General features: G+C 53.9%; 22 protein-coding genes and 3 tRNA genes. 12 read left to right on the top strand and 13 right to left on the bottom strand.

What is annotated here, in order from left to right; translation table 11 throughout:
• Nucleotides 1–4: 4 nt before the first annotated feature.
• Together B7994_RS01330 and B7994_RS01325 are read left to right on the top strand one after the other, a co-directional pair.
• Nucleotides 5–508 (top strand): hypothetical protein, encoded by a 504-nt coding sequence (locus B7994_RS01330; RefSeq protein ID WP_088636676.1) that lies wholly within the window; start codon nt 5–7, stop codon nt 506–508.
• A gap of 67 nt (nt 509–575) precedes the next feature.
• A tRNA-Val gene (locus tag B7994_RS01325) sits at nt 576–649 on the top strand.
• A 105-nt stretch (nt 650–754) separates the two neighbouring features.
• Here B7994_RS01325 and B7994_RS01320 read toward each other — a convergent pair.
• The 5 genes from B7994_RS01320 to B7994_RS01300 all read right to left on the bottom strand — a co-directional run bounded on the left by B7994_RS01320 (nt 755) and on the right by B7994_RS01300 (nt 4278).
• Entirely contained in the window at nt 755–1054 is a 300-nt protein-coding gene (locus B7994_RS01320) for an HU family DNA-binding protein (RefSeq protein WP_088636675.1), read from the bottom strand.
• A gap of 108 nt (nt 1055–1162) precedes the next feature.
• Entirely contained in the window at nt 1163–2290 is a 1128-nt protein-coding gene (locus B7994_RS01315; protein ID WP_088636674.1) for an AI-2E family transporter, read from the bottom strand.
• A gap of 9 nt (nt 2291–2299) precedes the next feature.
• On the bottom strand, nt 2300–3058 hold the full coding sequence (locus tag B7994_RS01310) for a hypothetical protein (protein ID WP_088636673.1): 759 nt from the start codon (nt 3056–3058) through the stop codon (nt 2300–2302).
• On the bottom strand, nt 3042–3770 hold the full coding sequence (locus tag B7994_RS01305) for a hypothetical protein (protein ID WP_088636672.1): 729 nt from the start codon (nt 3768–3770) through the stop codon (nt 3042–3044). The genes B7994_RS01310 and B7994_RS01305 overlap by 17 nt, the downstream gene beginning before the upstream one ends.
• 1 nt (nt 3771) lies before the next feature.
• Nucleotides 3772–4278, bottom strand: coding sequence for a hypothetical protein (locus B7994_RS01300; RefSeq protein WP_144063696.1), 507 nt, complete (start codon nt 4276–4278; stop codon nt 3772–3774).
• Between the two features lie 53 nt (nt 4279–4331).
• Here B7994_RS01300 and B7994_RS01295 point away from each other — a divergent pair, with 53 nt between their 5' ends.
• Nucleotides 4332–5156: a tetratricopeptide repeat protein gene (locus B7994_RS01295; RefSeq protein WP_088636670.1), complete on the top strand. Its 825-nt coding sequence runs from the start codon at nt 4332–4334 to the stop codon at nt 5154–5156.
• A gap of 251 nt (nt 5157–5407) precedes the next feature.
• Entirely contained in the window at nt 5408–6982 is a 1575-nt protein-coding gene (locus tag B7994_RS01290) for a biotin attachment protein (RefSeq protein WP_072812807.1), read from the top strand.
• A gap of 113 nt (nt 6983–7095) precedes the next feature.
• Here B7994_RS01290 and B7994_RS01285 read toward each other — a convergent pair whose 3' ends face one another.
• From B7994_RS01285 to B7994_RS01265, 5 genes are all read right to left on the bottom strand, one after another.
• On the bottom strand, nt 7096–7287 hold the full coding sequence (locus B7994_RS01285; RefSeq protein ID WP_144063695.1) for a hypothetical protein: 192 nt from the start codon (nt 7285–7287) through the stop codon (nt 7096–7098).
• 12 nt (nt 7288–7299) lie between these two features.
• The gene (locus B7994_RS01280; protein WP_088636668.1) at nt 7300–7713 is read right to left on the bottom strand and encodes a PIN domain-containing protein; all 414 of its coding nucleotides are present in this window, start codon (nt 7711–7713) and stop codon (nt 7300–7302) included.
• Nucleotides 7714–7929, bottom strand: a complete 216-nt coding sequence (locus tag B7994_RS01275) for a hypothetical protein (protein ID WP_088636667.1) — start codon at nt 7927–7929, stop codon at nt 7714–7716.
• Nucleotides 7930–8032: 103 nt separating this feature from the next.
• Entirely contained in the window at nt 8033–8968 is a 936-nt protein-coding gene (locus B7994_RS01270; RefSeq protein ID WP_088636666.1) for an enterotoxin domain protein, read from the bottom strand.
• 160 nt (nt 8969–9128) lie between these two features.
• Nucleotides 9129–9201: transfer RNA gene (locus tag B7994_RS01265), tRNA-Glu, on the bottom strand.
• Between the two features lie 132 nt (nt 9202–9333).
• Between B7994_RS01265 and B7994_RS01260 the strand changes: the two genes are divergently transcribed.
• From B7994_RS01260 to rpmB, 5 genes are all read left to right on the top strand, one after another.
• Nucleotides 9334–11034: an ABC transporter ATP-binding protein gene (locus tag B7994_RS01260; RefSeq protein WP_233142921.1), complete on the top strand. Its 1701-nt coding sequence runs from the start codon at nt 9334–9336 to the stop codon at nt 11032–11034.
• The gene (locus B7994_RS01255; RefSeq protein WP_088636665.1) at nt 11021–11629 is read left to right on the top strand and encodes an isoprenylcysteine carboxylmethyltransferase family protein; all 609 of its coding nucleotides are present in this window, start codon (nt 11021–11023) and stop codon (nt 11627–11629) included. The genes B7994_RS01260 and B7994_RS01255 overlap by 14 nt, the downstream gene beginning before the upstream one ends.
• Before the next feature lie 2 nt (nt 11630–11631).
• The gene (locus B7994_RS01250; RefSeq protein ID WP_088636664.1) at nt 11632–12831 is read left to right on the top strand and encodes a 3-deoxy-D-manno-octulosonic acid transferase; all 1200 of its coding nucleotides are present in this window, start codon (nt 11632–11634) and stop codon (nt 12829–12831) included.
• Nucleotides 12828–13760: a 4-hydroxy-3-methylbut-2-enyl diphosphate reductase gene (ispH, locus tag B7994_RS01245; protein WP_088636663.1), complete on the top strand. Its 933-nt coding sequence runs from the start codon at nt 12828–12830 to the stop codon at nt 13758–13760. The genes B7994_RS01250 and ispH overlap by 4 nt, the downstream gene beginning before the upstream one ends.
• 67 nt (nt 13761–13827) lie before the next feature.
• A complete protein-coding gene (gene rpmB / locus B7994_RS01240; protein WP_088636662.1) occupies nt 13828–14049 on the top strand; it encodes a 50S ribosomal protein L28 in 222 nt (73 codons plus the stop codon).
• A 143-nt stretch (nt 14050–14192) separates the two neighbouring features.
• Here the strand turns inward: rpmB and B7994_RS01235 are convergent, their stop codons facing one another.
• Together B7994_RS01235 and B7994_RS01230 are read right to left on the bottom strand one after the other, a co-directional pair.
• On the bottom strand, nt 14193–14840 hold the full coding sequence (locus tag B7994_RS01235) for a PolC-type DNA polymerase III (protein WP_088636661.1): 648 nt from the start codon (nt 14838–14840) through the stop codon (nt 14193–14195).
• A 5-nt stretch (nt 14841–14845) separates the two neighbouring features.
• On the bottom strand, nt 14846–15403 hold the full coding sequence (locus B7994_RS01230; protein WP_233142920.1) for a lysophospholipid acyltransferase family protein: 558 nt from the start codon (nt 15401–15403) through the stop codon (nt 14846–14848).
• A gap of 73 nt (nt 15404–15476) precedes the next feature.
• On the opposite strand from B7994_RS01230, the gene B7994_RS01225 reads away from it, so the two are divergent.
• A tRNA-Cys gene (locus tag B7994_RS01225) sits at nt 15477–15549 on the top strand.
• 57 nt (nt 15550–15606) lie between these two features.
• On the opposite strand, the gene B7994_RS01220 is transcribed toward B7994_RS01225, so the two are convergent.
• Nucleotides 15607–16275, bottom strand: a complete 669-nt coding sequence (locus tag B7994_RS01220; RefSeq protein ID WP_088636660.1) for a hypothetical protein — start codon at nt 16273–16275, stop codon at nt 15607–15609.
• A 147-nt stretch (nt 16276–16422) separates the two neighbouring features.
• On the opposite strand from B7994_RS01220, the gene B7994_RS01215 reads away from it, so the two are divergent.
• Nucleotides 16423–17085 (top strand): DNA alkylation repair protein, encoded by a 663-nt coding sequence (locus B7994_RS01215; RefSeq protein WP_088636659.1) that lies wholly within the window; start codon nt 16423–16425, stop codon nt 17083–17085.
• Nucleotides 17086–17293: 208 nt separating this feature from the next.
• Nucleotides 17294–19267, top strand: coding sequence for a 4-alpha-glucanotransferase (locus B7994_RS01210; protein ID WP_088636658.1), 1974 nt, complete (start codon nt 17294–17296; stop codon nt 19265–19267).
• The last annotated feature ends 5 nt before the right edge of the window (nt 19268–19272 follow it).

Below are 19272 nucleotides of genomic sequence, written 5' to 3'. Positions count from 1 at the left end.
ATCGATGGACCTGGGCAAAGTCTCGGCCTTTGTTGCAATGTCGCTCGGGCTTATCGCCTGCAGCGGCATCAACGACAGCTGGGAAGTCAAAGGCGGGGGCTACATCAAGTACAAGATCAATGGCGGCGAAAGCCACACCATCGAACTCCATGCCGACGATGTGGAAATTCCATTCATCCACAATAGCCATCACTACCTATACCTGCAGACACGCGCCAAGGAAAGCTCGCGGGGCGACCAGATTTCGCTCATGGTAAACAAGCCCACCCTGGGCGACAATGCTCCCGTTCAAGGGCAATATTCCTGGTTCGTTGTCGAAAATTCCGAGAAAGGGACGATATTTGCAGACAGCAGCATAGTCCATTTCGACCAGAAGGACGATTCCACCTGGACTGCGGACCTGGACCTGTACGCCATGGACTGCAGGAGCGGATTCTGCAAGGAAGATCTCCCCAGGCTACACATCAAGGGCAGATTGCGCTACTGGATACCTGCAGAAGATCGCTAGTGGCTAAAAAAACGCCATTTCCCCTTGACAAATCGGGCCCAAGTTTCTACTATTGGGCTACCTTAATGGTCGATTAGCTCAGTTGGTTAGAGCGCCACCTTGACATGGTGGAGGTCACAGATTCGAGTTCTGTATCGACCACTGAAAAAGACCCTGCGTTGCAGGGTCTTTTTTTATTCCCGAATATTCAAAAAAAGAAAACCGCTCCGAAGCGGAGCGGTTCCCTAAATTCAGCCGAAGTAGAAATTACTTCTTGGCCTTGCTCTTGGCAGCGTCAGCCTTGAGAGCAGCACCGGCCTTGAAGCCGACGGTCTTGGAGGCCTTGATCTTGATGGTGGCGCCAGTCTGCGGGTTGCGGCCGGTACGGGCAGCGCGGGTCTTGACAGTGAAGGTGCCAAAGCCGATGAGCTGGACGTTGCCGTCCTTCTTGATGCCAGCAGCGATACCGTCGAGAACGGCGTCAACAGCGCGAGCAGCAGCAGCCTTGGATTCAATGCCAGCTTCCTTGTTAGCGAGGATGGCGTCGATGAGTTCTTGTTTGTTCATTTTTTAACTCCTTGAGTTGTTGAGATTAATTGTATGGTGATATTATACCTTTTTTTTTCGCATGTGGAATATTTTTTTTGAAAAAAATTCGTTCCAAGCCCTATAAAATCAAGCCTCGGGTGGTGGTTCGACTTTTTCTTCTTCGCGCGTGTCAGTCCTCTCGTGGAACTTCTTCACATACACAAGACACAAGCAGGTAAAGGGAATTGCAACAAGTAAACCTAAGAAGCCCAACAACTTACCCCACACGGAAAGCGAGAGGAGAATGCCTACGGGAGGCAAGTCCATAGACTTCCCGACGATATGCGGAACCAGGAAAAAGTCTTCGATGACCTGCACCACCAGATAGATGCTGCCGATGATGAGTGCGACTTCCCAGAACGGAAGCCCTGTGTTGAGGGCGTAGACGACCGCCAGTAGCAGTGCGAGCGGGATCGTAGTGAGCTGCATGTACGGAATCATGTTGAGCGCACCAGAGAAAAGACCAAAGGCGACCCCCATAGGCAGTCCCATCACGCCGAAGGCCACCGCATAAAGGATTCCGACAATCAGGGCAACCAGCGCCTGAGCACGGAAGTAGTTGCCCATAAACTTGTCTGTCTCTTTTGCGAACAAACTAGCATCCTTGCGCATGCGCTTCGGGAACATGCTGAGCGCACCAGCACGCAACTTGTGCATGTCGAGCATGATGAACACGAGGTACATGAAGATAATCGCAGCACTAGAGAACCAAATGACAATCGTGCCGGTATAGGAAAGTACGCCCCACGCACCAGGCAACACCTTCGACGCGATGTTCTGCACTTCGGTCCAAAAATCCAAGCGTTGCATTGCCGATGCAAGTTTGTCCCATGAAATCATCGAACGGATGGAATCGAGTAAGTTCGCGGGCAATATTTCGTTTAGGCGTGACGACCATTCCGAGTCCGTGAACAGGCGTGTAATCAATACGCCTAGAGTCTGGACTTCGCGAACGATTTGCGGGATGAAGAACTTGCCAAACCCGAACAAGATAAGGAGAACTGCAATAAGTACGATGATAACGGCAATAACACGATGCTTCACCTTCTTCTGCAGCCAGTTTACGATAGGGTCTACAATGTAGGCAAGCAGGAACGCCGCAAAGAACGGGAACAGCACGCCACGCAGATAATACACCAGGAAAACAGAGAGGCCAACAGCGACACTCCCTAAAACAAACCGCATGACGCGGTCAAGATTCCAGTATCTAGACATTTTTACTTCCTATTTTCGGGAGTTTCCGTCCATGCGTCTTTTGAGCACGCCTGTCTCAATCAGCACAAACGTCACTGCCATCAATAGTAAAATAGCATACATTGCCTTCTCTAAATCGCGATTGATTCCCCAGACACGTACTTTTTTCACGTTGATTTCGTCGGGAATGCCCCGCATCACGCCATCACCGTTCGTTATCTCGAGCAACACGCTCCTGTGCAAATGCGTAAGGCCATCGTCCTTTTCCATGCCCATCGCGGCAATCCACCACACAGCCGTCCTAAAGCCAGTCACCGGGAACTTCACCGATTCAAACGAACGCGTTGCCGACACGTTGTACACAACCGGACGGAGCGTTTCGCGGAAGCCAGCCCTCGTATACACCGGGTCGTCCGTCATGACGCGCACCGAGACCGAGTTCATACGCTTCGTCGCGAGAACAATCTCAAGAGAATCATATTTCGAAAAATCAAAATAATCTACGGGGCGATTATTGACCGACCTAAGATTGAACCCGACTCCTACCGCCGGATACGCAACGCCCGAGCGCACATTGATTTCAACGCCAAGCGTAGAATCCGAGAAATCCAACACCGCAGTAGAGTTCCCGCCCATGGATGCATCCGTTACTTCATATATCTCGAAAATCGAATCCGGGAAAAACTCGTGCGCAGTATTCCTATAAGAAAAAAGCACGAAGACCCATACCAGGAAAAGGGCACAGAAAATCGCAGCAACGATGGCCCTACTTCTATTTTTCTTCGTCATTATGAATCTTGTGGCTACGGCCCACGGCGATGATGGTGAGAATCAGGAACGCAAAAAGCACTGCGCCAAAATAGATGTTGCTTACTCCGCTCGCAGAAATCGAAAGCACCTTCACGGAGAATGCCTTCCCGCGCGGCTGGTTCCAGCCTGGAGTAATCTCAAAGCGGGCGACTGTTTCCTGGTGGCGCTTGTTGAACTTCGGGTCGACACCCGCAGTCTCGTACCAGAAATCCGGCGTATAGAGTTGTTCCATCGGGATAGCGATACGCTGGCGCCCCGCCTTCACGGGGATTTCCTTCAAGAGGAGTTTGAAGGTTGCAGCCTTCTCGATATCCGTCACATCCGGATCGAATGTCCAGACCTTCACAAGGATTTCGTCAGTCCCCTTCACGTCGATATCAAACACGAGCGAATCCACGAACATCCAGTTCCTGTAATTCTTCTCGCCCTGCGGGTCAAAGTTCCAGAGCAGGCCGCACCATGCAAACTTCGAAGTGTCCGTACCGAGCGTACACGAGAAATCGACCGAAGAATCGCGCAGTTCCATGGACGCTTCCGAAGAGCCGCCATCCAGGCGGTCATCGTACTTATCAAGGCTCACGCCTTCGGAAAGCGGGAATACCTCTTCGGAAAAGGACCTATCCGGAAGTAGTGCGTAGGCGACGAGAATCGCAGCAGCGACAATCGCGAGCACGGCATATGTTTTTTTCATGTTATTCGAAAATCTTCTTTAAGTGGAGGTTGTACTGTATTTCGTCCAGAGGGTCCACCTCCGGCATTTTTTCCCCAAACCACTTATTCACGATTGCATCAATCGCACGAATAAAAAAGAAATGATGCTTTGTCGAAGAAGACGCAGGCTTCTGGAAAGGCGAATCCAGCGTACGTTTCAGGATAGTAAGCATCTGCGACGGCGGAAGGTGGAACATCTTGCAACAGGTTGTCACCTTGCCGGGCATCCCGTAATCGGGAATGTTTCCGTCAATCAAAGGTTCTCCGTGATCGATGCAGCAGGCACACGCCATATCGGGGTCGGGTGCATTTTTCGCCTTGAGGGCGTTGTACCACAGTTCGCGCGAACGATCCGGAACATCACCGCGCAAGGCCATCGTCTGGTCGCACGGGAAAAAAGTCGAAAAGCACTTGGGGCAAATGCGCAGGTCCAGATGGCCTATTTTCTTCTGAACTACTTCCGTTTTGCAAAAAGGGCATATACTCATGGTCATGAATATAGTTATTTCAATATCAACAACTATTAACTAAATTTAGGCACATGGCTAAAGTAGTACAGATTACCGCTGAAAATTTTGAGACCGAGGTCATCCAGGCCTCCGAGACCCGCGCTGTCGCGGTGCTTTTCTCTTCCGCAGAATACCCTGACTGCGCCCCCTACTCGCAGTTGATGGGCCAGCTTTCCACCAGCATGGACTTCACCCTCGGGGTGGTGAGTTGCGACGACCGCGAAAACATGCAGCTCATCCAGGCGTTCCGCGTGCAGTCCGTACCGGAGGTGCACGTGGTGGACAAGGGCCAGATTGCAGACGTCATCGCGGGCGTATTGCCCGAAGCCGACCTGAAGAAGCGACTCGAGAAGTTCTTTATCTCGGACGAGGCCCGGTTCCAGATGGCACTCGAAGACGCGATTGCCCAGAAGAACTTTGACCAGGCGCTCCCGATGCTCGACGAGGCCCTCGCGAAGACTCCCGACGACAAGAAACTGCAGTTATTGTGGGCGAAGGCGAGCCTCGGCATGGGCGACACCGAGAAGGCGAAAGCCGTGCTCCAGAAGTTCAACGAGGGCGATGACCAGTACCGCGAGGCGAAATCCCTGCTGGAACTCCTCGACTTCCACGCCGAAGCCGCGAAGAAGGACGTACAGGGCAAGGAGGCCATCGTGTACCACGAGGCCTGCAAGCTCGCCTGTGCCGAAGAATTCGAAAGCGCACTCCAGGCGTTCCTTAACTTGTTCGTAGAAGCGCCCGAATGGAACGACGGCGCCGCAAAGAAGGCGATGCTTACCTTGTTCGGTGTGCTCGGGCCCAAGCACGAACTCACGTGGAAATACCGCGCCAAGCTGAATACAATGATGTTCATTTAATAGGTGTAGAGGTTATAGACTAGGATCTAGGGTTTTACAGAAACCCCTGCGGCTCGGCTATGCCAATTCGCACAAGTGCGATTGGCACGGCTCTCGCCTTTTGGGGTTTTAGGGGCCTGCCCCTAGGCGAAGGGGTAGGTTAAGACCACGGGCTTAACCGAGGGGGAGACCTCCCCCCTTATTTTTTACTATTTTTCCCCCCGTATTTTATTGTACAGTAAAACAAGGGATTTATCCCACAGGAAAACACTATGAAAAAGATCAAGTTCCAGGACACCTCGTTCCGCGATGGTTTCCAGTCTATTTTCGGTGCCCGTGTCTTCGCGAAGGACTTTATGCCCGCCGTCGAAGCTGCCTGCAAGGCCGGCATCACCCACTTTGAAGCTGGTGGTGGCGCCCGTTTCCAGGCCCTTTACCAGAACTGCGGCGAAGACGCCTTCGACATGATGGACGAATTCCGTCGCGTCGTGGGCCCGAACGTCCGCCTGCAGACCCTCGCCCGCGGTATCAACGTGGTGGCCCTCGCCCCGCAGCCGCGCGACATGATCAAGCTCCATGCCGACATGTTCAAGAAGCACGGCATGACCCGCATCCGTAACTTTGACGCCCTCAACGACGTGAACAACCTGATCTACTCCGGCAAGTGCATCACCGACGCCGGTCTGGAACACGAAGTCGTCGTGACCATGATGGAACTGCCTCCGGGATGCGACCTCAACGCCGCCCACAACCCGGAATTCTACGAACGCATCCTCCGCAACATCCTGGACGCGGGTGTTCCGTTCGCTTCCGTCTGCTTCAAGGACGCTTCCGGTACGACGAACCCGACCAAGGTGTACGAGACCTTCAAGCGCGCCCGCAAGCTCCTCGGCGACAAGGTTGAACTCCGCATCCACAGCCATGACACCTGCGGTACCGGTGTGGCCCAGTACAAGGCCGCTATCGAAGGTGGCGCCGATGGCGTCGACCTCGGCCGCAAGCCGCTCTCCGGCGGTACGGCTCAGCCCGACCTGTTCTCCATGTTCCACGCCCTCAAGGGCACGGAATACAAGCTCGCCCTCGGTGAAGACAGCATCGTCGACGATCACATTCCGGAACTCATGGAAGCGAACAACGTCGCCGTCGAATGCCTCAAGGACTACAACTTCCCGCCCGAGGCCCGCCAGATTACGACCGACGTGATCTTCAGCCCCATGCCGGGTGGCGCTCTTACCGCCAACACCCTCATGATGCGTGAAACCAAGACCTTCCACCTGTTCCCGAAGGTTATCGAGAACATGAGCGAATGCGTCCGCCGCGGTGGCTTTGCTTCTTCCGTGACGCCGGTTTCCCAGTTCTACTTCCAGCAGGCCTACATGAACACCCTGAACCAGGCCGCAGGCCGCGGTACGTGGTTCAAGATGACGGAAGGCTACGGCAAGATGCTCCTCGGCTACCAGGGCAAGACCCCGTGCGAACCGGATCCGGAGCTCGTGAAGATTGCCGCCGACCAGTTCAACATGAAGCCGTTCAAGGAAGCCTATCCGGGCATCCAGTGCGCCGAAGAAATCCTTCCGCCGGGCATCCCGGCTGCCAAGAAGCTCCTCGAAGAAAATGGCCTGCCGGTTACCGACGAGACCATCTTCATCACGGGCTGCCTCCAGACGAAGGCTGGCAACAAGGGTATCGAGTTCCTCAAGGGCAACCGCCACATTGGCGTGCCGAAGAAGGACCCGAACGCCGCTCCGGCAGTGGACACCAAGAACATGAAGGCCGGTGCAACGAGCACCTACCGCATTGCCCTTGGCAACCAGAGCTGGGACGTGCAGGTCAGCACGCTCAAGTAAGTCTTATAGACAAATTAAAAGAAGTTCCGCTAATGCGGGACTTCTTTTTTTGTGGAAACGAAAGACTACTTCGCGTCAATCACATGAAGCATAATCTAGACCAGTGGATCGATTTAAATCATCAAACCCTTGATGAATTTTTCTGCATCAACGACCGGTGCTCCGTTATTGATTTCGGAGATGGCTTTGGAGAGTTTAGCATACACGTCGTTCCAAGGCGTAACACGACCGTTCAGCATATCATTGTAGCCTTTCTCGAGTTCCGCATCAAAGCGTTCTTTTGACCATTTGGCAGAGTTTTCCATCTTGTTCATATACTAGAAAAATTTAGACAGGAATTGCCCGGGTTCAATGGCAGGAACGGTGGATGTCCCGAAATCGTCAATATTTCGCGTAACGATGTAATCGAGATTTAAACGGGCGGCGCACTGTTGTTGCAAACCATCTTCCAAATCTTCGGTATCCGGATTTTCTGTGACAGCCGCGAAATCCGAAGCCGTTTCAGGAATAATTGTAAAGAACTGGCAGAACATATTTACCAGTTTCAACCTTTGCTCGGCAGACATATCCTTGCGGAGGATGTAGTAGATGTCGCAAAGGGAATGCGCCGTCACAAAACCGAAATGGCTCTGCCTGATACATTCTGCGATGATTTCTTTTGACTCGCGAAAAAACGGTTCACGATGTTGAACCATGTCAAGAATGACATTTGAATCTATCAGCAGATTCATTTAGAAATCCCTGCTTTCTTCGCGTTCTTTCTTGTAGTCAATTTCGCGTTCTACTGAACCAGCGAATTCGTCAAGCAGGGCAAGACCAGCGGCCACATTAGTCGCAGACTTTTTGCGTTCCAGAATGCGGTCCAACTTTTGCCGAAGGACAATGATCTGAAACAGGGGGAGTTCTTCCACCTGGGATTCGAGTTCTGCAAAAGCCGTATCCGACATAATTGAACCTCTTGTCTATCTTAAATATACTCTTTTCTTTGCCGAAAAACAAGCGAATGGCGTTGCAATATGGAGTAAAAATTTACCTGCTGCGGACAATCCGTTAGTTTTTCGGTATTGGCATCGTGAGGATGGTGGCTTTTACCCTATTTTTATCGTTTATTTCTTTTAGTCCGAGAACAACAATTGAATCTTTTGTCACCAACAACCGTTCGTGTGAAAAAACTGGTATTTTTTCATTTTCCCATGTTTCTCCTCCATTAACGCTATAATATAGATAGTGAAGTAAAGTTCCTGTTCCTATATGAAATCTAAAAATTCCAATCATTAAATTTCCATTAACATAGAAATCAGACGGTTTCATATATTCTAAACGAAAAAAGTGCCATTTATTTGGAAAAGATGTATGGAGTTTAAATACACCTTCTGATCTATGTATAATACGAACTTCATGGATTGACGATGGCGCATCATCATATCCACAAACAACCCAGTCGTTGCTATTTTGGGCATACATTTTTCCCCATCTTTTACAATAGCCGGACAAATTTGAACTGGGACCATTCAATTCTTCTAGTATAATCGTTTTTTCGTTTGAAAAAGAATCTTGTTTACTCACGTATATTTTTCCAAAATTTCCACCTAAAACGGCATCGCCATAATAATTCCATTCATCTATTTTTTCATTAAAATACACTGCTGTGTCAGCACCTGTCAACGTCCAAGTTTTACCGCCATCGTTTGTATTCAGACTTACCTGCCATTGTTTTCCAAAGGAACCCATAATGGAGTATTGCTTTGCATGATCCTTTATTGTCACTTCATTTGCAAATACAAATACTTTATCATATGAAAAAGACTTTTTTTCAAATACATCCGAAACACCTTCATTAATCCATTTTTCATCTATTTCCCTAATCTTCATCCCACCTAAAAGAAGCAACGGAACAAGAATCGCAATTCCAATAGGAAATAGGCAACCGATAGCAAAGATGAATTTGCCTAGTTTCGTAAGTCTAATTTTAGAGAGCATCATCATATGCAGACATCTTAATTACAAAGATTGCGGCTACCTGTAAATATAACCTATTCCGCGAAAAGGGTGACTGATTGGGCAAAGATGAGGTCAAATGGGCACAACCTACCGCTTGAACACAACCAAAAAAGAAAGAAACCAATCTTTCGATTGGTTTCTTTCGTACCCCCAAGCGGTTTCGAACCGCTGTTGCGGGAATGAAAATCCCGAGTCCTGGGCCACTAGACGATAGGGGCGTCTTATGTAGGGCCAAATATAGTTATTCGTGGATTTTTGTAAAGGGGGCCAAATGACTTTTTTTGTATTTTTTGGGGGTGAACATCGAAAAAAGGCTAAAAAAATCCCTGTTTCGCGGGATTTTGCGGTTTTTGCCGCTCGCTCTCATGGCCAGCATCGCCGATGCGGGCATGCTGTGGGGCATCCGCTCGTTCATGGGGCTGCTTTCGGGGCAGTCGCCGTTCAGCCTCTGGGAATGGGCCGCCCTGATGGGGCTCCTGGCCGCGCTCCGGCTCGTGTTCATGTTCGCGAAGGTCCGCAATTCCGAGACATTCCTGTTCAATACCGGCAAACGCGTGACGGAATGGTTCCTCGGGACCCTGCGGGGACTTTCACCCAGGCTTTTCCATGACGGTTCGGGCGATTCGAAGGTCGAGGCCGCCTACGAGGCGACGCTCTCGCTGCAGAATAACGGCGGGGCGTATTTCCAGCTGGTGCAGGCGCTTCTGCAGCTTGCCATCTTCTTGCCGGTGCTCCTGTACATCTCGTGGCCGCTCACGCTGTTCCTGTTTGCGGCGGTGGTGCCGTTTGTCGCCTGGATGCAGCGCAGGCTCCATGCGCTCGGGCCCCAGGAAGAATCACTCCTGTACGCGCGGTCGAACTTTAGGCTTTCGCTGAATACCGCCCGCAGGCTCTACCGCAACTGGAGCGGTAGAACCGAGATTGGGAAGCTTTCGCAGGAGGTGTCGGAGGAGGCTGGCACGCTCAACCGCAAGGGGCTAGACGCGAGCATCCGCAAGAACGCGCTCGCCATCGCGATGGAGACGCTCTCGGTGGTGGCGATGGTCGCGGTTCTCGCATTCTGTGCGATGCTTATCGCCCGCGGGTGGATGGACGGGACGGGGCTTGTGCTGTTCTGCTCGGCGCTGCTGCTCTGCTACAAGCCGGTGAAGGAATGCGCCCGCGCGGTGCCGCAGTTCCGGGCCGCGGCGAGCGCCTGCAAGGTGCTTGTGGAATTCGAGGGGTTGCCGATGCGAGCCGCGGGCCGTTCCATGCCTGAAATAAATGGCGCAGATGAACAAGATGCGCGCGGTTCTAATCAGGATTTAAACGGCGCCGCCCAAGATGCCGGCGCATCTCGTACACAAAATGCCGCCGGGCTTGAAATCGCCCATGGGAACTTTACCTACGAGGGGAGCGACACGCCGGTCTATCGCGATTTCGGGATTACTTTGTCCAGAGAGAAGCCCGTTCTGCTGCGCGGCAGGAACGGCATCGGGAAATCAACCCTCTTGCGGCTACTCGCAGGCCTCGAGGAGTGGGACGCCGCGACCCGCGATACGCCCGCGCAGTCACTGCCCGAAGGAAGCGACCAGTCCGAAAACGTGTTCTTTATCCCGCAGGACCTTGAACTTCCGCCACGCCGCCTGCTTCTAGAACAAGTTAACAGCGTGAAATCCGCGGGCAGTTCAACACCCGCGAACTCATCCAAACCCGAGCGCAGTTCGACATCCGAAAACAGCCCAAACTCCGCGAGCACCCCGAAAGCACAACTTCTCGCGGAATTCGCCCGCACCGCCGGTACCGACCGCCTGCTCGAAAAGCAGGGCCTTTCGGGCGGGGAACGCTCCCGCATCGCCCTCCTGTGGGCACTCGCCAGCGACTCCCCCACGGTCCTCCTCGACGAACCGATGGCGGCCATCGCGCTCGATGATCGCGAAAGGATCCTCCTCGCATTCCTCGATACTGCAGGTGCCCTCGGCAAGTGGGTCATCATGGCAAGCCACGACCCCTTCAGCGAGGCCGCCCAGGCCCGTTTCAACGTAGTGGAACTGGAACATGCGAAAGGCTAGCGCAATCCTCTACCGCTTCCGGGGCTATATCCTCGCGCTGTTCGCCATAGCGCTCATCGCCTGCCCCGCAGCACCGTTCCCGCAGGGCAAAACCATATCCGAATTCGTCCCGTACATCGCGGCACTCTTCCTGTACGCCGGCGGAATTGCCCTCCGGGTAAGGGCGCGCCAGTACATCGGGCAGCACACCCGCGGCAGCACACATACAGCCGACGAACTCGTTACCGACGGGCCATACGCGCAGTGCCGCCATCCGCTCTACACGTCGAACCTGTTCATCGCCCTAGGGGCAGCATCCTTCCACCTCGGCACAAACCAACTGTTTGTCCTTTTCGCCCCCGCGCTCATGCTCTTTGAATTCGTGCTCGCCCGCGCCGAAGACCGATTCCTCGAAGAAAAGTTCGGCGACACCTGGCGCACCTGGGCGTTAAGGACGCCGATGGTCCCCAGCAGAGTGGCGATATTCACCTCCAAAAGCGGTTCTGTACCCAGGCGTACCTTTTTACAGGCTTTCAAGGCCGATGCATCGACGTGGTTCTGGTTCGTATTTTTTAATTTGATTATCGTTCTACTTAAACTACACGGCCTGAGATAAACATGTTTAACGCGATTGATTTTGCACGATTCGCCATTGGCACTGCCGCCAAGGCAGTCGCTAAGGTCCCTGCCGTAAATACACGGTTCCATATCGGCGACCGCCTGAATGGCCCCTGGCCCGAAGGCCCCTTCCTGTGGATGCACGGGGCAAGCCTCGGCGAATGCAAGATGCTCCTGAACCTCGCGAAGTTTTTGCAGGAGGATATCGAGAACTGCCCGAAAATCTTGATTACCTCGCAGAAGGCGGAAGTCGTCGAGTTCATCAAGAACACCGAGACCAACATCGAAACCTGCATCGCACCGGCCGACACGCAACACACCATGGCCGCGTTCGCCAAGACTGTCAAGCCCATGGCGCTCATCCTCGGAGAGAACGAACTCTGGCCGGGCTACCTCTCCACCATGCGCCGTCTCTGCCTCAAGCCGTCTGTCGCCATCGTATCGGGCCGCTACCGCGCCTCGGTGCCGGGCATCGATTTTTCTCCCATCGGTTTCGCAAGCATGCAGACGGGCGACGATCTCTCGCGCTTCATGAACGTAGCCGCCAAGTTTAACATTGCAAGCTCTGCCATCGGCGGGGACTGGAAACTCCTCCCATGGGCACGCAAGGGCGAGCCCGTCAAGCCTGCGGAAAACCCGACAGTCGACGTCGCATTCGTCTCCATGCACATGTCCGAATGGACTAGCCTCGAACGCATGGTAGAATCCTCCATCAAGCGGCAGGAATCGGTAGTACTCGTCCCGCGCAGGCTCGAAGAAGCAGAAACTTTCCGCAGGGCCCTCATCGAAGAAGAATATACGGTCGTCGACTGGCCTCTCGTGCAGAAGGGAGCCATTTCCATCGTGAACAAATTCGGGCTTACAGGCGATATCTTCGCCATCTCGAAATCCGCCGTGATTGGAGGCTCGTTCGCACGCGGCCTCGGAGTCCACAACTTCTGGGAACCTCTACAGGCCGGAGTCGCCACCTGTATCGGCCCGTTCTCCGCGGGGCAAAAGGAAAATGCCGCCGCGCTCGTACGCGAAGGCGTCATCATCCAGCTGCGTACCACGGCCGACTACCCGAGGCGCATGCTTCCCGATTCGAAACTCGTGAGCACGTTCCTCGCCCACGAGCGCACCAAGATCCAGGACTCCTACCAACAGTTCATCGCATTCCTCAAAAGCCTGCCCGGATTCCAGGACGGAACTACGAAATGAAAAAGATTGTACTTGCCACCCCCCGCGGGTTCTGTGCCGGCGTTGACCGTGCCATCCACGTAGTCGAGAAGGCTCTCGAAAAATTCGGCGCCCCCATCTATGTGCGCCATGAAATCGTGCACAACAAGTTTGTCGTCGACACCCTCAGGGAAAAGGGCGTCATATTCGTGGACGAGGTCGACGAGGTTCCCGAAGGCTCTGTCGTCATATTCTCCGCCCACGGGGTCGCCGAACACATCTACGCCGATGCCGAAAAGCGCAACCTGAAGGTCCTCGACGCAAGCTGCCCGCTGGTGCTCAAGGTCCACTACAGCGCGAAGCGCCACTATAACGCAGGCCGCCACATCATCCTCATCGGGCATGCGGGCCACGCCGAAGTGGAAGGTACGCTCGGCCAGCTCCCCGAAGGCGCCATCTCGCTCATCCAGAACGAGGCCGACGTCGCGACCGTACAGGTTCCCGAAGGCAAGGAACTCGCCTACATCACGCAGACCACCCTCTCCGTAGCCGAGACCCGCAAGATCATCGAGGCCCTCAAAGCCAGGTTCCCGGGAATCATCGGGCCGGATGCAGGCGACCTCTGCTATGCTACGGGCAACCGCCAGGCGGCCGTGCTCGAACTATGCAAGCAGGTCGACATGCTCCTGGTTGTAGGTGCCAAGAACTCCTCCAACTCGTCTCGCCTCATGGAACTCGGGCTGGAGCAGGGCATCAAGAGTTACCTCATCGCCGGTGTCGGGGACCTCGATCCAGCATGGTTCGACGGCATCGAATCCGTAGGCATCTCGAGCGGGGCCTCCGCGCCCGAGGTGCTGGTTCAGGATGTCGTACAGTGGCTAAAATCGCATTTTTCGTCCCTAAACATCGAAAATTTCATAAAATTGGTGGAATCAATCAAGTTTAACCTGCCCAGAGAACTCCAGGATTAACTTTAGCCTTGACAATTCGCCAATTTTTATCTAAAATTGCAGTCCGTAAAAAACAACGGAGTTTATTATGAGCCGCATTTGTGAAGTTACCGGTAAGGCCGGCCTCGTGGGTAACATGGTTTCCCACTCCAACCGCAAGAAGTTGATGAAGCAGCTTCCCAACCTCCAGAAGAAGCGCTTCTACATTCCCGAAGAAGATCGCTGGGTTACCCTCCGCGTGAGCGCTGCCGGTCTGCGCACCATCAGCAAGCTCGGCATCCAGGCCGTCGCCCAGGAACTCGGAATCTAATTCCCGTTTCGGAACAAAATTTAACCGCCAGGGTTGCCCTTGGCGGTGTTTTGTGTATTCTTGCCTCTAGTAGGTATTTTCAGTCATCAGTCCAAAGCAGGCGCCACCGGCGCCTTTTTTGACCAATGGCCAGAGACCCGTGACTACTTATTGATAAACAGCGGGATGCCTTTGTACTTGGCCAAGCTCGCCATGATGTTCGCCATTTCCCAGTCCTTTTCCTTGAAACGGCGGCGCATGAGGGCAACGAACACTTCCATGAGCATTTCGCAGTCGTAGACGGCTCGGTGCATCTTGGCAGGGTCGATCTTCATTGTGAATTCCCCGCGCTTCATGAACAGGTTCGCCATGTAGCCCAGTTTGTGGTTTTCGAGTTCCGGCAGGATCGTGCGGGCGATGACCAGGCTATCCATCGCAGGGTTGCCAGGCACATATTGCGGGTTCTTGGAGTAGGCCACACGCAAAAACCCCACATCGAACGGGGCGTTATGCGCAATCAGGATAGAGCCCTGCCCGCAGAACGCGGTAAACTTCTTGAGGCATTCGCCCACCGGGGGGGCGTCCTTCACCATGTCGTCGGTAATGTGGTTCACCTTCGACGCCTCTTCGGGAATCATCATGTTCGGATTCACGAGCGTGTTGAATTCCGAGATGAGCTTGGGCACAACCTTGCCCTTTTCTACGGCAATCGTAAACTTTACGGCACCGATTTCGACGATTTCGTCTTTCGTATTCACAAGACCAGTCGTTTCGAGGTCAAACGCGACAAATTTTGGCGGCAATGTAATCACGACGGTTACTCCTTTTCTGTTTTTGTTTCTTCTTTGCAAAAATACTTAATTTGGATGTCAATTGATGACAGCGGCAGCGGAACGATGAAATTATCCCAGGTCTTGAGCCGGAAATGCGCTCCGTAGCGCGGGCAGACAAGCCAGAGCGGGCGGCCAGAAATTTCGGAAAGCCACGGGGAACCCGGCTTGACCTGCAGTGCCGGACCGCGAGGGCCATCGAGCGCCATGCCCACGAATCCGCCATGCCTAAGAGTTTGTACCAAATGCCGCACGTTGAGCGCGCCATGCGTATCTGACCCACGAGTCACCTCGAAGCCCAGGCGTTCAATCGCACGGGCAAGTATTTCGCCATCACGGGATTCCGAAACCAGGGCATGCACCCCTCTATTCCTGAAAGCGGCAAAACTGGCCATCAAGTCGCAGTGCCACGCCCCGATAATGCCTGGGCTGAACCCTTCGGGGGTGTTCATGTGCACGCGGAGGCTCCGGATCCACACAAACCCGAGCAAGGCAAGGATTTTCAACTTTATTTCGTCAAACATGCGCGTTACTGCACTGAACATGGTCAAAAATTAGTTTTTTTGCCCCTAACCCTTGGCAAAAACGCTCAAATTACCTATATTGGCGCTCACAATCGGCGACGTACCCAAGTTGGTAAGGGGCGGCTCTGCAAAAGCCTTATTCATCAGTTCGAGTCTGATCGTTGCCTCTTAAAAGCCCGCTTTCGCAAGAAGGCGGGCTTTTTTGATTTCTCTTTCCAGGTTATTTACAGCTGTTCCGGCAGCGGATTCTTGCGGGGCCGGCCGCGCGGGCGTTTTACCGGAGTGCCATCTTCTGCAACAGCGGGCGCCACGGTCTTGTTCTTGCGGGCGAGTTCGGCGCGAATCTTCTTGGCGCGTTCTTCCATACGGATGCGTTCCAGTTCCGCGACGGAATAAACCTTGGCCTTGGCCTCGTCGGAGATCTTGGCTCCGAACGAGCCCCTAAGGACGCGGCCCGACGACGGGACGGAGGGCGGCGTGAACTTCGGCTCCTTCTTTACCGGGGCCGCTGCGGGAGTCTCTTCCACATGGCGCTCACGGCGGAAAGCGGCGCTATAGAGCGATTCGAGTTTCTTGCGGGCAAAGGACGGCTGCTTTTTCTGGGGAGCCTCCGTCGCCTTCTGTTCGCCGTTCATGGCAGACACGTGCTGTACAGGAGCGGGCTGGGCTAGGCTTGCCGGCGTGACGCCAGAACCTATTTTCGACATGGCGGCAAGTTCCTTATTCATCTTGCGGCGCAACCTTTCGCGCTTGGAGGGCCTAGCAGCCGCCCGGCGGCGCCTTTCGGTGTCTTCACGTTCCGACATCTGCAAAATTTCTTCATTGGAAGGGCCACGAAGTTCAGGCGGAACCTCGATTACCCCACTATAAAAAGAGCCGTTTTCCGTAGCCATAAAGCCTTAAAAAATCAAAAATTTTATTTGTCAAGAGTATTTTTTGTCATTTTTTTGCAAAAAAGCACAAAAAAAATAAAAAATTTTAAAAAAAAGTTTTGTCAAGACCTAGAAAAAAAAAACTTTTGGGACTATTTTTGTGGGGTCATGTTACGGTTCACTCAAGAAATACTGCTTGCCCTACGTGCTATCGCTAACGAAGAAGAAGCACACGAGATGTCCAAGAAGACGAGGGAACAATTCGATTTCCTCGGCATCAGGCTTGTCCCGCGGCGCGAAGTCACCTACCCGATATTCGACAGGAACCCGCCCAAGGATGACGCTGAACTCGTTGCGAGAGTCGAGGACATGTGGTCGCAGCCCTACCGCGAAATACAGTATGCGGCATGTGACTACCTCTTCCGCCATAAGGAACTTCTCGGTGGCCAGCACTTAAACTTCTTGAAAAAGCTTATCAAGACCCGCGCTTGGAGGGACACAGTCGACACGCTCGCGGCCTGCATTCTGGGCGACCTCGCCCTTAGGCTCCCCGCACTGCGCAGCAAGATATCCGCCTGGATACGCGACCCGAACATCTGGGTCCGCCGTAGCGCCATTATCTTCCAGATCCAGTACAAGGACCGTACCGACTGGCCATTACTCCGCCAGTTCTGCCTCACCTGCGCCAAGGAAGACGACTATTATATTAGGAACGGAATCGGGCGAGCACTCTCCGAATACGCCCGCATCAACCCGACCGAAGTGCGCCGCTTTGTACAGGACAACAGTTTCGCCGAGCAGACCACGCAGGAAATTCTGCGCCTCATCTAGGCGATCGGCTAATCCGCCGAACTCCCTTTAGGCTCCCGCTTTTTGGCGGGAGCTTCTTTTAACGGGAAAGAAACCCGGCCACGCAGGACGCACCCCGGTTCCCCAGGATCGCATTCCTTTTGACGCTTGGCACAGAACGTACCGCGCAAATGCCTGCATTCGTAACTCATATGCAGGAATATAGATATTTATTACTACATTTTCCGACATGCGATATGGTGATATTTCTTCTTTTCAGAGCGGCGTAGCCGTCCCCCTTTTCAGTCTCCGCAGCAGATCCGGCATTGGCATCGGCGAATACCTCGACTTGATTCCCTTTGCAAAATGGTGCAAGATGTGCGACTTCGACATCATCCAGCTTTTGCCGGTAAACGACACCGGTGCAGAGGCAAGCCCCTACAGCGCACGGAGCGCGTTCGCGCTGAACCCGGTCTTCATCAACATCCAGTCGGTGCAGGGTTCCGGCGAATTCGAGAACGAAATTGAAGAAGCCAAGACGGAATTTGACCACCAGGAAAGAATCGACTACTACAAGATTTCGACCTGGAAACGCACCATGCTGCGTCGCATCTTCGACAACCGCTACGACCAGATCAAGAAGGACAAGGAACTGTCGAAGTGGATTGACAACAATTCATGGGCAAAGGCATACTGCGCCTACAGCATGCTCAAGGCACAGAACGGCGAATCCAGTTGGAAAGACTGGAAAAAGTTCCGCGAACCTACCGAAGAAGATATCGAAAAACTTTGGACCAAGCACCACAAGGACATGCTCTACCAGGCTTGGATGCAGTTCATTGCCGAGCTACAGTTCTCGGCAGCCGTAGGCGAAGCCTCCAAGCTCGGCATCCGCATCAAGGGCGATATTCCTATCCTCATCAACGAAGACAGCGCCGACGTGTGGGCCAACCGCAACTACTTCTCGCTCGACGACCGCGCAGGCGCTCCTCCTGACATGTTCAGCTACAGCGGGCAGAACTGGGGCTTCCCCACCTACCGCTGGGACGTCCTCGAAAAAGATGGTTTCCGCTGGTGGAAACAGCGCCTCGCCCAAGCAAGCAAGTTCTACCACGCCTACCGCATCGACCACGTGCTCGGTTTCTTCCGCATCTGGTCTATCCCGCAGCGCGAAGTCACCGGCATCCTCGGGCGCTTCAGCCCCTGCGTCCCGCTTACCTGGGACCTGCTCCACAATGCAGGCTTCAGCCGCGAAACGCTCGAATACCTGCGTAGGCCCAACTACTCCGTGGACCAGCTCCGCGCTTTCCTCGGCGACGAGACCGAAAACCTCGTCTCGGTCTACTTCGAGAACCTCCCGAACGAGGCGACCCGATTCGTGTTCAAGCCCGAATTCTACAGCGAACGCGCCATCACCTCGCTGGATGAACCGCAGAACGTGAAGGACGCACTCCTGAAGGTCTACTGGAACCGCATATTCATCCCGGCGGGCGACGAGAACACGTTCTACCCGTTCTGGTACTGGTACAACCAGCCCGTACTCGGCACCCTCCCGCAGAACGAACAGGACAAGCTGAAAGATATCATCCACGCGAACGAAGCCGCACAGGAAGGCCTGTGGGAACAGAATGCGACCAAGTTGCTTTCCGTGCTCGCGAAAGAGACCGACATGCTCGTGTGTGCCGAAGACCTCGGTGCCGTCCCGAACTGCGTGCCTGTGGTACTCAAGAACCTCAACATCCTTTCGCTGCGCATCGAACGCTGGGCCCGCAACTGGAAAGCCCCGTATTCTCCGTACTACGAGATGGCGGAATACCCGCGCCTTTCCGTATGCACCACTAGCTGCCACGATACCTCGAGCCTTCGCGGGCTCTGGGAAGAGGCCGATTTCGACAGGGATCTCTACTGGTCGCACGCACAGATGACCGGCAAGGCGCCCGAAAAGCTCACCCCGCCGGTGGTCCGCGACATCCTTGCGCACGTGTTCTCCTCGAACAGCATGTTCTGCATCTTGCCGGTACAGGATTACTTCGCGCTCTCCTCGACGCTTTCCGAAATACCCGCCGAAGAAGAACGCGTGAACATCCCGGGAACCGTGGGCGGTAACAACTGGACTTACAGGCTCCCGCTTACGGTCGACGACCTCGAGACCTTCACCGCGCTCAATTCCGAAATCCGCAAGCTGGTCGACACCCGCAGGCGCCGCCCCATGTGGAAAATCTAGTGCAC

Source organism: Fibrobacter sp. UWR2, from assembly GCF_002210285.1.
Classification (GTDB): Bacteria; Fibrobacterota; Fibrobacteria; order Fibrobacterales; family Fibrobacteraceae; genus Fibrobacter.
The sequence above is the reverse complement of the archived record's forward strand: the minus strand, read 5'-3'. Positions and strand labels throughout refer to the sequence as shown.